The 14,176-nt window shown below is 54.8% G+C and carries 7 protein-coding genes; 5 read left to right on the forward strand and 2 right to left on the reverse strand.

Annotated elements, in window-relative coordinates:
* Positions 1-449: 449 nt before the first annotated feature.
* Entirely contained in the window at positions 450-1,688 is a 1,239-nt protein-coding gene (locus Enr10x_RS21520; protein WP_145451322.1) for a hypothetical protein, read from the forward strand.
* 92 nt (positions 1,689-1,780) lie between these two features.
* Here Enr10x_RS21520 and Enr10x_RS21525 read toward each other — a convergent pair whose 3' ends face one another.
* Both Enr10x_RS21525 and guaA read right to left on the reverse strand, forming a co-directional pair.
* Complete coding sequence (locus Enr10x_RS21525; protein WP_197997318.1) at positions 1,781-4,822, reverse strand: PVC-type heme-binding CxxCH protein; 3,042 nt, start codon at positions 4,820-4,822, stop codon at positions 1,781-1,783.
* A gap of 308 nt (positions 4,823-5,130) precedes the next feature.
* Entirely contained in the window at positions 5,131-6,729 is a 1,599-nt protein-coding gene (gene guaA, locus Enr10x_RS21530; RefSeq protein ID WP_145451324.1) for a glutamine-hydrolyzing GMP synthase, read from the reverse strand.
* A 526-nt stretch (positions 6,730-7,255) separates the two neighbouring features.
* Here guaA and Enr10x_RS21535 point away from each other — a divergent pair.
* From Enr10x_RS21535 to Enr10x_RS21550, 4 genes are all read left to right on the forward strand, one after another.
* Positions 7,256-8,215 (forward strand): hypothetical protein, encoded by a 960-nt coding sequence (locus Enr10x_RS21535; RefSeq protein ID WP_145451325.1) that lies wholly within the window; start codon positions 7,256-7,258, stop codon positions 8,213-8,215.
* Positions 8,216-8,368: 153 nt separating this feature from the next.
* Complete coding sequence (locus Enr10x_RS21540) at positions 8,369-9,139, forward strand: HpcH/HpaI aldolase family protein (protein ID WP_197996142.1); 771 nt, start codon at positions 8,369-8,371, stop codon at positions 9,137-9,139.
* A gap of 123 nt (positions 9,140-9,262) precedes the next feature.
* Positions 9,263-10,627, forward strand: coding sequence for a DUF1501 domain-containing protein (locus Enr10x_RS21545; RefSeq protein ID WP_145451326.1), 1,365 nt, complete (start codon positions 9,263-9,265; stop codon positions 10,625-10,627).
* 200 nt (positions 10,628-10,827) lie between these two features.
* The gene (locus Enr10x_RS21550) at positions 10,828-14,175 is read left to right on the forward strand and encodes a PSD1 and planctomycete cytochrome C domain-containing protein (protein WP_145451327.1); all 3,348 of its coding nucleotides are present in this window, start codon (positions 10,828-10,830) and stop codon (positions 14,173-14,175) included.
* Position 14,176 lies beyond the last annotated feature (1 nt).

Below are 14,176 nucleotides of genomic sequence, written 5' to 3' on the forward strand. Positions count from 1 at the left end.
CCCCAGTCAAGACCTGGAAATCTCACCATACAGACGAGTGGCCTTCATAAAACTAACCAGTATTCACTTCTGCAGACTGCCATTTCTCATTTTTTTCCAAAATCACAAACCACTCTAAATAAAGGTTTTAAGTCCAGTTTGACTTCAACACCCTGTTAATCCAGGAAGTTTACAACGACAGGAAAAACTATACATTTGAGACTGGACGGTCGAAAAATCGTACTGTTTTTTCAAGATATACCGTTTTTAATGGTCTTCGGGGCGATAGTGAGCCGATCAATTATGACAGCGGGTTGTCTACATAGCCCCGGTTGCTGCTGTACTTACGAACAAAAAAACTCTGAAATCACAATTTTGTGTTTTGTCGGAGCGGTTAGTTTTTAATTAGCATCTTTCAGTCAGCTTGAAATGGAACCTTCAAGACTGAACTGAAATGGAGAGATTAAGCTATGAGAACGAACGGATTCGTTGGCTTGATAATTGCGGGAATCTGCTGTATTTCCTCACAGTCCCTGCTTGCGCAAACAGATTTCCCAGTCGAACCATCTAATGAATCTGAAGGGGTCTTCAGAATATCCAATACCTCAGACTATGAGTATGAAGAGTACCAGCCGGCTGCCGTCGATGCTGTCTCATTCGCCCCTTCATCGCCCCGTACTTCTGATTTATCTCCGATCGCCATGCCGGACGGAAGTCCTGCTGCCTCCGGTGAATATTATGGGGGCGGTGAATACTATGGCCCCCTGGAAGAATACACGCAGGGTGACTGGATCGAAGATCCCTACCTGGAAGAAAGCACCTACGAACGGCTGGGCATTGTCGCAGGAGCTGCAGCCGTCTTCCTGAAACCGGGTTTTGATACCGACACCGCGTTCTACACCGAAGACCAGACCGGACCGTCAACTATCACGACCTCGAATAACTTTCCTTACAGCTACCAGACCGCACCCCGGATCAATCTGGGTCTGATCGACAACGAAGGTCTGAGTGCTCAGGTTCGCTGGTTCCAGTTCCAGGATAGCTCTGGTGCCAGTGCCGTTGCCGGAAACAACTTTACATTCTTCAACGCTCTGCCTACCAAAACATCCATTGGCGGTGTGTCTGCCGGGGGCCAGGCAGGAGACTACATGGTCGCATCCAGCAGCATGAACCTGTATACCATCGACGTCGACCTCAGTCAGGAATTGAACTTTGAACGCTGGCAGACCACTTTCGGTGGTGGCTATCGTCACGCTTCGGTCAGTCAGTCTTACCAGGCATACGGTACAGCCAGTGGTGCCGCCGTCGCTTCCGATGTGGGGCATCGCTTCGACGGGAACGGGATCGTCGTCTTCGGTGAAGCACGTCGGCCTCTCGGATTATGGGATCGGCGCTCCAAAGGAACTTCCAGCCTCTCATTGATCTCCAGTGCCAAATACTCCGCTCTGTGGGGTACTACCAAATACTCAGCAGTCGACACCACCCCCGGCCCGGTCAATGCAGTCGCCCAGACCAGCTCAAACAAGTCTCTGAGCATCGCTGAAGTCCAGATCGGTATGCAGGCTGACTTTGTCCTGCAGACGGGAGCCCTGGTCTTTGTCCGTGCTGCCTGGGATGGCATTTGGTGGAACGGAGCCGGATCAGCCGCCAGTGAATCTGGTGACCTGAGCCTGCTTGGTGGTTCTATCAGCCTCGGGATGGACTGGTAAACCATTCCCCAACTCGTAAGACAACAAGCAGACAGCCCCGCCAGAGAATTCTGACGGGGCTGTTTTTTTTACATGGTTCTGAAAGCAGTTGATTACTTTTTCTCTGGAGGTGCTTCCAGCGTTTTAATGAACTTCAGCAGATCAGCCATCTGCTGCGGCGTGATCTCTTTCTCCAGACCATTGGGCATCAGTGATACTCCATTCGAGAGCAGGGTATCGATATTATTCCGCAGAATGATATCTTCCTTTCCTTCTGCACGGCGGATCGTATAACTGGTGGCTGTCTCAGCAGCGATAATCCCCGAATACAGCTTACCCTGTTCTGTCACAACGGTATAAGTGTTGTAGTTCGACTGTGCCTCGCGGCTCGGATCCAGAATCGCAATCAGCAGATCGTGATCGGACTTGTTTTTCGTGGTCGCCAGATTCGGCCCGACATTATGGCCCAGTTTCCCGACCTGATGGCAACCGGCACAGTTCTTCTTGTAGATCGCCAGGCCACGTTCCGCGTCTCCAGACAGCTCCAGAGCAGGCTCGTAGCTTTTCACGATCTTGGCCCGGTCGCTGTTGACGTCGCTGCCCAGAACCTTCTGAGCCCGCTTGCGAATCGATTTGTTGGGGTGATTCATCAGCAGATCCTTCTTGTCACGGGCAATCTCATTCAGCTTGACCTGTTTACCCTGAATCGCCTGCAACAGGCTGTCGATCCTGCCTGAGGAACCCAGCATCGCATCGATCACTTCGTTCCGCACAGCCGGACTGAAACCCGACCAGTTGGCCAGCAGTGCCTGGCCAACATCTTTGTGTTCCATCCGCGACAGGGCCTCTACCGCAGCCAGCTGAATCTTGGGAGACGACCGCGGATTGAGAACCTCAGACAGCACTTCACCTCCCGCACTGAAATCAAAGAATCCCAGCAGGCGAACCGCAGCCACCCGGTCTGCCACTGGCTGCGCTTCATCTTCCGCCATCGCCACCGCATCCGAGATCATCTTCTCAAACCGCGCTTTGATGGCCGGGTCCAGCTGCTTGTCTTTGAGTAATGTCGCCAGCGAAGCACCACGACGACCCAGACCTTCACCCAGAGCGCCCAGCACAAGCTGTTTCTGTGCCAGCGGAACGGAATCGCCGGAAACATATTCCAGTACTGACAACGCATCTCCTGTCTCTTTCTTCGCTCCTGCAATTCGCAGCAACTCCGTCACCAGCGAACGCTTACTGCCGGACAGGCTCCCCGGAGTCGCTTTGAGAAAATTCACTGCCAGCGGACCGGCAATGTCGGCAGACGAGGTCAGCACAGCTACCTGCATATCACCATCATAGACCGGGGAATTGACCAGTTTGGTCAGACCGGTAACTGCCGTCTGCTTGTCGAATTCTCCCAGTGAAAAGGCCAGTTGCAGCTGAACCCGATACTCAGGATCATCGACCAGTGCCAGCACGGCTTTCGCCAGTTCCGGATTCTCCTGGGCCTGTTTTTCAGACAGACGGATCGCGTGTTCCCGAATGCCGGGTTCCGGGTCTTTGAGCGCCGTCAGCAGCAGATCTGCTTCCAGTGCGTTCAGACCGTCCAGTGTCCACAGGGCGTGCAGACGTGCCAGCGGTTTCTCAGAGGTCTTAAACAGTTTGACCAGGTGAGGAATCGCGGTCTTATCCTGACGCTCCCAGATCAGTCGCTGCGCGGTTTCCCGGTTCCAGCTGTTGGGAGATTCCATCTGCAGCACCAGTTGATCTACAGGCATGTTACCCAGTTTCTGAACCGGGAAGACCTTGTTGTTCGGCCCCAGCAGACGATAGACGCGGCCCCGATCGTGACCGCTTTCCAGGTCCAGGTGACGTTTCAGATCCTCGGGAATCGAGAACGGATGCTCGATCGTTTCCCGATACATGTCCAGCACCCACAATGTCCCGTCCGGTGCGTTCACAAAGTTCACCGGTCGGAACCAGTTGTCCGGAGAAGTCACAAATTCCGTGTTTTCATCCGCCCGGGAAGCAACATAGGTCGCCCCCTTGGCCCCCATCGTCTTACGATGGATCAGATTGCCCCCCACGTCGCCGATAAATGCATTCCCCTGATATTCTTTAGGATAGGCACCACCCCGATAGATGGTCACACCGGTCGCCGATGTAAAGAAGCCGGTGGCCACCAGTTCGGTTGGCGAAAGTCGCTTGCGGAAATTAGGATCCGCGGCCCGACGGGCGGTCCGCACCACGCGATAAGGCTCCGGCGGGCTCTGGCGATAAACGGGAGCGGCTGCCCCCTTGCGGGCCGCAGTTCGCAGCACACCCGGTACAGCAAGATAAGCGTTCCGCTTCAGGTAGTGACTCGGATAGACCACATGCTGAATGTGGTTACTGTTGCTGCAGACAAACCGGTTGCCCCAGTCATCCATCGAATGACCAAACTGCGAACCCCCGGAAACCGCTTCCAGCTCCTGCGTTTTGGGGTTCATTTTCAAGTCACGACGGCCGGCAGGAATCACTTCCTTTCCGTCTTTCAGGATCGAACCGCCATTGGTTCCCCCGGCAAAATAAATGTGGTTGTCCAGGCCCCACTTCATATTGTTCGCCAGGCCCTGCACATTGTTCGTCCGCAGTCCGGTAAATACGGTTTTGCGGATATCCGCTTTGTTATCGCCGTCAGTGTCCTTGAAATAGTAAATGTTCGGCGGCGCGATCACATACACGCCCCCGTTGTAGCAGCAGACGGAAGTCGGCCAGGTGATCTTGTCCGCGAAGACAAAGCTCTGATCCATCTTCCCGTCGCCGTTGGTGTCTTTCAACAGTCGAACAACGCCCGCTTCTTTTCTCACCGGCCGGTCGAAGTAATCGGGAACCTGGTCCGGCAGGTAGGGATAACCCCGCATCTCTGCCACAAACATCTGGCCGTTCTCGTCGAAGCAGGCATCGACCGGATCCATCACATCCGGCTCAGCTGCTACCAGGTCCAGCTTGAAATCATGCTCCAGTTTAAACCCCTTCAAACTGTCTTTCGGAGGTGTCGCGGGAATCCGCTTCAGTCGTTTGGAGAGATCCCCTTCATTCTCCAGGGGTTTCTGTGCGGTCGCCGCGGAATAAAAACCGCCCCCCGCCAGTAACAGGCCGGAAAAACAAACTACAGCCAGATAAGACATGTTTCTCTTGGAAACCATAAATTCGACTTTCTCTCTCAGAAATGCATCAAGTGGGACTCAGGCATTCCGCGACAGAATCAGACCGGGAAACAGGCAGGGGGCCCCCAACCTCTTAGAGATTCAGCACGAGTCAGACTGCCAGGCTCGATAAATTATAAAGAACATTAACGAATACATCCTACCTTAGCCGGATTGACCGGGAAATCAAGCCCAGATCACGCGAAAAGTAGAACGCGAGCGCTCGCAGCTTCGATTATTACGACTGACTCAAACCTGCCGACAGAGAGAAATGGCAGGGAATCGGGAAATTATTCCCATTCAATCGTGCTGGGCGGCTTGGAACTGATGTCATACACGACCCGGTTAATACCCCGCACATTATTGGTGATCCGCGTCGACATCCGCTCCAGCACATCATGCGGTAGCGGAGACCAGTTAGCGGTCATGAAATCGTCTGTCTCGACGGCACGAATCGCAGCGACATCTTCGTAGGTCCGGCCATCTCCCATCACACCGACAGAGCGGATCGGCAGCAGCACGGCAAACGCCTGCTTGGTCTGGCGATACAGATTCGCCTTATGCAGTTCTTCGATCACGATCACATCCGCTTCACGCAGAACATTCAGACGCTCCTCGGTCACTTCACCAAGGCAGCGTACCGCCAGTCCAGGTCCCGGGAAAGGATGACGGTAAATCAGTTCGTCGGGAAGTCCGAGTTCATGTCCCATCTGGCGGACTTCATCTTTAAACAGTTCCCGCAGTGGTTCAATCAGTTCAAAGCCCAGCTTTTCTGGCAGGCCGCCTACGTTGTGGTGTAATTTGATCGTTGCCGCCTGTCCATCCAGGTTCGCTCCAGACTCAATCACGTCAGGATATAGTGTTCCCTGTGCCAGAAAGTGAGCATTTTTGATCGACTTCGCTTCCTTCTGAAACACTTCAATGAACAGCCGCCCGATGATCTTGCGTTTCTCTTGTGGGTCAGTGACCCCTTTCAGTTCAGAAAGAAACAGATCCTTGGCATCCACGACGTGCAGGTCAGTCTTGAAGTGTTCACCGAAGCGATGTTCCACTTCATCTGCTTCTCCTTTTCGCAACAGACCATTATCCACAAAAATACAGGACAGTTGCGAACCGATGGCCTGATACAGCAAGGCTGCGACAACGGAAGAATCAACCCCTCCCGACAGACCGCAGATCACCTGTTTGTCCCCCACCCGCTCCCGAATGGTTTCAATTTCCTGTTCGATCAGATTGGAAATCTTCCAGGTTCCCTGACAGCCACAAACCTTCTGTACGAAGTTGGAAAGCAGCATCCCTCCGAATTCCGTGTGTGTAACTTCCGGATGGAACTGCAGACCATACAAAGGCTTGTCGTGATGCTTCACCGCTGCAAACTGACAGGTCTCGGTCGACGCCAGAGACTCAAAATGCTCACTCAGATTCTGTACCTGGTCGCCATGACTCATCCAGGCGATAAATTCAGAAGGAACGCCGGAAAAGAGATTGGAATGATCGCTGACCGCACAGGGCGTACGACCGAATTCGCGGGATTCTCCCCCACTCACTTCGCAGCCCTGAGAAAGACAGACCAGTTGCATCCCGTAGCAGATCCCCAGAATCGGGATCCCCAGATCGAAAATCGCCGGGTCAGGTTGAGGGGCCCCCTCACCATACACGCTCGCGGGCCCTCCCGAGAGAATAATTCCCTTCGGATTCAGCTCTTTAATCCGCTCCGCAGAAAGATCGGGACGTGTCAACAGGCTGAAGACATTCTGTTCACGTACGCGCCGCGTAATCAACTGGGCGGTTTGGGACCCGAAATCCAGGACCAGAATTGATTCTTCCTGTCGGGTATTAATTAAGCTCTGAGAAGGAGCATCCTGCTCAGTCACATGGGATTCAGTCATTACGTTCTCTGATAAGGGAAACTGTGTTTGAAAGGGGCACCAGTAGCTTGGGCGCTCAGGCCGCTGATGCGTTCATCAGCTCTCTATTTCAAACCTGACAACTCAGACGAGAGGCAGGCTGAAAAGCAAGCCGCTATCTTAGCGATTCCCCCCATGAAATCCAATTCTGCACACGCTTTTCAACTCAGGAAAGCCGGAATCTTTGCAGTCCAGTTAAAATGCGAAGAATACAAAGCCTGTAGGTTTAACAAACACAAATTCCAGTGATTTCCATTTGTACTCTTTCTGAGTTTTTTTGGCATAAATAGCGACTAGTTATCTATTTACAGCAACAGATACAGATCGGAACCTTTTGAATCATTTCTGCTGATCCGTCCGATAATTCCAGTAATACGACTCCTGCGGAAAAATCCCATTCGACGGAATGAATCTGTACGCAGCGGGCCCGATCGATTTCTTCCAAGCCTCAGGGAACCGGAACTGTTTCCTCTCTCTTTATCACATACATTGCCAGGAATAGATAATCATGCTTCTCCAATGGAATCGTTTTTTCACCAGACACTGTCTGGCTCTGGTCGCAGGGACCTCAATGCTGTTTGCAGGAGCCGAATTACAGGCACAGGTCATCCCTGGGACAGGGACGCGCATCGATGGTGCCTGGGACGACTTCGAAGATGAATCCTGGGAATATATCCCGAATCTGCCCAAGAGCAGTACCAACGTCGACAAACAGACCCGCTACCCACTGGGCCAGTCATCCAATGGCGTCTGGACCGAAAGTGCCAAGCGTGGTCACATGGATGTCATCAAACGTGTACCGACTCCTCCCGGCGGTCTGCCCGGCAGTAAGGGGTCTATGCTGATGAGAACTCTGCACACCGGCGTCCCCGGTCATGGCAGCCGCAACAGCAACCAGGACGACCTGATCATGAACGGTACCATGGTCTCCGTGGCCTATTCTCCCAGCGTGATCACTCGCGTTTACCTGCCGCCTTTTGAAGAATGGGAAGACAAAACCGGTACTTCATTCGGTTTTCGTGCCGCTGTGAAAGCCCCCATGAAATCCAGCGCTCCCCGCCGTCGCTTCTTCAGAACCATCAGTTCTTCTACGAAAATTGAAACCATCTACCTGGGAATGTTCATTCAGTTCAACAGCAAGACCGACTCTGCCAGTGAAGAAGATTCCGCAGTCTTCGTTGTCCGGGCTGATACCAGCGGACAGGATTTCATCGGACCTGAAATCAAACAGACCGGCTGGTGGACCCTGGGAATGTCTTTCACTCCGGATGGACGGGTACACTACTACGCCAGCCCGGGAGTTGATCCGCTGACCCCTGCTGACCGCTTTGCTTCTCACGCTCCGTACGGCACTCGGATCCAGTCGTTCCACACTGCTTTCTTCAACGTCTGCAACCAGGACAACGGTCGCACCTGGTCTACCGAGTGGATCATCGATGACCCTGCCATGTACTATCTGGCTCGCTGAAGATCACGCCAGGTTAAATAAAAAATGATTTCAACGACGGCATACTCTCGTGAGGGTATGCCGTCGTCTGCTTTCTGCGTATTATGGATGCTGGCGCTGATTTCGCGGAATCACGAACTCTACGGTCGACCATCTATTGCAGGACCCTCTGAGATGTTTGAAAACAAGATTAAAACACTGCTTTCCCAAGGAGAAGTCGCTTTGGGAATCGGCATGCCCGATGCCTCGGAAATTCTGGCAAAGCTCTCCGTCGATACCGGCATCGACTTCCTCTGGATCGATCTCGAACACCGTCCCTACAGCGTCAATGAAGTCAAACACATCCCGGTCATCGCCCGCCGTGCCGGCTGCATGCCGATGATTCGTGTCCCCGGTCTGGATCCGATCTACTTCAAAAAAGCGCTCGATATTGGTGCCAATACGATCATGGTTCCGCAGATCAACAACGCAGAAGAAGCCCGCCTGGCAGTCCAGTACGCCAAGTACCCTCCCGAAGGAACCCGGGGCGTTTCCCCCGACTGGACCATGTTCATGGACTTCTCTTTCGATGACTACCTGCCACACGCCAACGAAGAAACGGCGATCATCGCCCAGATCGAGTCCCCCGAAGGGATCGAAAACATTGAAGAAATCGCAGCCGTTGACGGCATCGATGTCCTCTTCGCCGGCCCCATGGATCTTTCCGCCTCACTGGGCGTCATCGGTCAGACCCAGCACCCCGATCTGCTCAAGCTACTCGAAGAGTTCCCCCAGCGGGTCGCCAAAGCCAACAAACCTGCCGGAATCACCTTTGCCGACCTCGATCGCTGTTTTGAAGCCATCGATCAGGGTTACCGGTTCGTCAATATCGGTTCGATCGCCAGTTTAGGTGGAATCGGCATCCGCGCCGCCCTGCCGGAACTCCGCGAGCGGGTTCGAAAATAATTCCAGGTCTCCTCTGGAACACATAAACGGCATTTGATACAATTGGGCCCTTGCCTCGATACTGACCACGGCGCTCCTGCCCTGACCACGCCGGGTCCTGACTACTCCAGGAGAGACATCAATATGCTGACATTGCTGGGAAATAACCACGCACGCGGCTCATTTTGCGATCACTTATCCAGACGCAACTTCCTTCAGATCGGCAGCCTCGGACTTTCGGGCCTGACGCTCCCCCGTCTACTGCAGGCCGAGTCCCAGACCAGCAAACCCAAACGTCAGAAATCGGTCATCATGATCTATCTGGTCGGCGGTCCGCCACACCAGGATATGATCGACCTCAAACCGGAGGCGCCCAAAGAAATCGCCGGCCCCTGGCGGCCCATCGCCACGAATGTTCCCGGCATCGAGATCTGCGAAGCCTTTCCCCGTCTGGCGCAGATGATGGACAAGATGGTCCTCGTCCGTTCGATCGTGGGTTCCCAGAGCGGACATGACGCCATTCAATGTTTCAACGGACACAACCCGCGTAAGCCGACTCCCCAGGGAGGCTGGCCCCAGTTCGGTTCCACGGTCGCTAAAGTGCAGGGGCCTCATGTCGAATCGGCGCCCCCCTTTATCAGCCTCTGCTATCCCTGCACGCACGGCCCGTACAACGAACCGGGCCCCGGTTTTCTGGGACTCTCGCAGTCCCCCTTCCGCCCCATGGGCCCCACACGACACGACATGGTCCTCAACGGCATCTCGCTCGAACGGCTTGCCGACCGTAAGCAACTGCTGCAGAGCATCGACAACTTCAAGCGGGAAGCCGATGCCTCCGGCATGATGACTGGCCTCGATACCTTCACCGAACAGGCCATGGGCGTCCTGACTTCGTCCCAACTGGCCGAGGCCCTGGATCTCTCTAAAGAAGATCCGGAAACCGTCGAACGGTACGGCACCGGAGATCCCACTGTCTTTATCGACAGCAACGGCGCCCCACGTGTGCCACAAAGCATGCTGGTCGCCCGTCGTCTGGTTGAAGCCGGTGCCCGCGTCGTCACACTCAACTACAGCAAGTGGGACTGGCACGGCGGCAAGAATAACTCCATTTTCAAGCGCGAAGCGGAAGACTTCCCCGTCTTCGATCAGTGCGTGAGTGCCCTCCTGGAAGACCTGCATCAGCGCGGTCTGTCTGACGACTGCACGGTCGCGATCTGGGGGGAATTCGGTCGCACACCTAAAATCAGCGCACAGGTGGGTCGCGATCACTGGCCCCGCGTCAATTCCGCCATCCTGTTCGGCGGCGGCATGCAAACCGGCCAGGTCATCGGTGCTACCGATCGGCTGGGGGGCGAAGCCGTCGACCGTCCGGTCACCTTCCCCGAACTGTTTGCCACGCTCTATCACAACATGGGGATCGACACAGAGCACACCACGCTCGTCGATTTCAGCGGCCGACCACAATATCTGGTCGAAGATCATGCCCGACCTCTGCCCGAACTGATCTAATCTCTGGCGGAGGGAAACCGGCTCTCTTGGCCCATTGAGCCGATTAAATCTTGAATCGCTTCAACTGAAAGCGTTAGAATAGCTTATGGCGTCAGTCTGCTGTCGCTCCCTCCATTGAAACGGCGTTCCCTGCATGAGGTACGGCGCCCGCTGGCTTCGGCTGCATCAACACCAGAACTCTGAACAAGAAACCTGCGAGTATGAAGCAACTTCCTCGAATCGTTTTTGTCTGCCTGATACTGATTGGTCTCACCTGCTTCTCGACCTCCGCAGAGGAACCGGCACAACAGTCCGCAGCCCAGCCAAAGTTCTCTCCCGAGCAGCTTGAGTTCTTCGAAAAGTCAATCCGCCCTCTGCTCACTGAACACTGCTACGAATGCCACAGCGGTCAGGCCAAGCGCCTCGAAGGGGGTCTGCGTCTCGATTCCCGTGCCCTGATTCTGAAGGGAGGCGACTCCGGCGAATCGATTCAGCTCAAAACACCACATGACAGTCTGCTGCTGGAAGCCGTGCGGTACGAGTCTTTCGAAATGCCCCCTAACACCCGGCTCAAACAGGCACAGATAGACCTCCTCACACGCTGGGTCGAAATGGGGCTCCCCTGGCCCGATGAAAAACCACCTGCAGACAACACGCAAGCCGAAGCCTTCGATCTGAAACAACGCCGCCAGGAACACTGGGTCTGGAAAGACCTGAAGCCGGTCTCCCCCCCCTCCGTTCAAAAACAGAACTGGTCCGACCACCCGGTCGACCGCTTCATCCTCGCCGACCTGGAGGCGAAGCAACTCGCTCCGGCACAGGCAGCCGACAAGCGCACCCTGCTCCGTCGACTCTATTTCGATCTGATCGGACTCCCCCCCACACCTGCGCAGATCGATGAATATCTGAATGACCAGTCTCCCCAGGCGACCGAAAAAGTCGTTGACCAGCTGCTCGCCTCCCCGCACTTCGGGGAACGCTGGGGCCGTCACTGGCTGGACCTGATGCGTTATGCCGAGTCGCGCGGCCATGAATTTGACAACGACGCCCCCAATGCCTGGCAGTACCGTGACTATGTGATTCGCGCCCTGAATTCCGATCTCCCTTTTGATCAGTTCGTCACCGAACACATCGCCGGCGACCTGTTACCCGAACCACGTTTGAACCCGGAGAGCGGCTTCAACGAATCTGTTCTCGCCACTGCCTTCTGGTTCCTGGGCGAATGGGTGCACTCCCCCGTCGATATCCGCAAAGACGAAACCGACCGCTTCGATAATTCCATCGACGTAATGACCAAGTCGTTCCTGGGCATGACCGTCTCCTGTGCCCGCTGCCACGATCACAAATTCGACGCGATCTCCACCCGGGACTACTACGCCCTCTACGGTTACCTGCAAAGCAGCAACTACCACCAGGTCCGCTTCGAATCGATGGCGCACAATCGCAAAATCGCCACCCAGGCAGAGCAACTGCTGCAGCAACAGCAGACACTCCTCAAAGCCAGACTCAAAACCGCCTTCCAGCAGGAAGTCAAAAATTTCTCCCGCTACTATCAAAGTGCCGCACAGCTGGTTCAGGCAAAACAGACAACCGACCAGGAACAGCAGACTCAGGCACAAGCTTCAGAACAGCAACTCAATCCCCGTATTCTCCAGCGCTGGGTTGAACTCCTGCAGAACAATAAGGTTGCCGAACAGGAACTCAAAGTGGCCATCATGCTGGAGCCGGGCATGCCGGCTTCACTGGCTCCGCCCAGCCCCTTTGGCCCCGTTCAATCGAAGACACCTGACCGTAGCATCGTCAATTACGACAACTGCCCTCCGGAAGACTTCATCACCGACGGCTTCAGCTTCGGACTGGCCCCGCGTCACCGAGGCACACTCCTGCTTAAGCAGACTGACAAACCGATTCCACTCACAGTGCAGTTCGAAGGCGCCGCGGTCCGGGATTCCCTCTGGAATGATCTGGAAGACATCAAAACGCCGCAGATGAACCAGAAAAACAGACTGCGGTCCTACCCCCGCGCCGGCCGTACGCTCCGCACGCCCACTTTCGAGGTCAAAGGTTCGGTCGCTTATCGGGTCAAGGGATCCTGCTGGGTTTATGCCTGTGTCGATTCGCATCGCCTGCTCTTCGGCCCCCTGCATGGTTCGACCTTAAAGAAAGTTCAAGCTGACAAGACCGGCAAGCCCCTCTGGGTCTTCCACGACCTGTCCCGCTACAAGGGACATCGCGTCCACCTGGAATTCACACCCATCGATCAAGAACCACTGGAGGTCTATCAGGTCAAACACGCGGCGCAGGGCCCCGAACCCGATTTGACCTCCGTCAGCCTCAAGAATCCGCAGGTTCAGCAGGCGTTCACAAACGCGTTTAAAGAGTTCTGTGATACTCCGGTCAAACCCTCTTCCCAGACGGTCGCCCTGATCAACTGGGTGCTGGCCCATCCCGATCTGTTCTCCGATCCAGATAGTCAGGAACGGAAAGCCTTACAGCAGGCGATTCAGGACTTTCAGTCTCAGCGAGATCAACTGAAACAGCAGATTCAGAACAAATCCCGTACCGCCATGGCTATCATGGACGGTAGCGCAGAGAACGATCATGTCCTGATCCGGGGCAGCCACCAGAACCCTGGCCCTGTGGTCGAACGTCGGTTTCTGGAAGCCCTCGACGGTTCGACTCCCGGGGTTTCCGGCAGCGGACGCCTCGAACTGGCACGGGAAATCAATGATCCCGCTAACCCACTTACACATCGTGTCATCGTCAACCGCATCTGGGCTCATCTGTTCGGACGAGGCATCGTGCCCAGTGTCGATAATTTCGGGGTACTGGGCGAACGGCCTTCGCATCCGGAACTACTCGACTTCCTCGCGTTGAAATTCCTCGAGCAGGGACGTTCGATCAAGCAGATGATCAAATACCTGGTCCTCAGCAAAACTTATCAGCAGGCCAGTCAGACTACGCTGGATGTCGCTGAGATCGATCCGGACAACATTCTGCTTTATCAAATGCCCCTCAAACGACTCGAAGGAGAAGCAATCCGCGATGCCCTGCTCAGTATCTCGGGACGCATCGACCCGACTTTGTATGGTCCCTCCATTCCCGTTCATCTGACCAAATTCATGGACGGGCGCGGTAAACCACCGGTTAACGGCCCCCTGGATGGTGATGGCAGACGCTCGATCTACATCCAGGTCCGCCGTAATTTCCTCTCGCCGATGATGCTCGCCTATGATACGCCCAGTCCCTTCAGCACGATGGGCCGTCGCAACGTCTCCAATGTTCCTGCCCAGGCCCTGATCATGATGAACGATCCCTTCGTGATTCAGCAGGCCAACCTCTGGGGACAACACGTCGCAGAGAACCCAAAATTTTCGACGGACCAGGAACGCACCCGCTGGATGTATGAGTCCGCCCTCGGACGTCTGCCCACACAAGCAGAATTGCAGGCAGCAGAACAGTTCATCCAGATTCGAAGAACAGAAAACCCCACGGCAAAACCGGCAGAAGTCTGGGGCGAACTGGGGCACGTGATCTTCAACCTCAAAGAGTTTATCTACGTTTTTTAAC

The organism is Gimesia panareensis, from assembly GCF_007748155.1.
Taxonomy (GTDB): Bacteria; Planctomycetota; Planctomycetia; order Planctomycetales; family Planctomycetaceae; genus Gimesia; species Gimesia panareensis.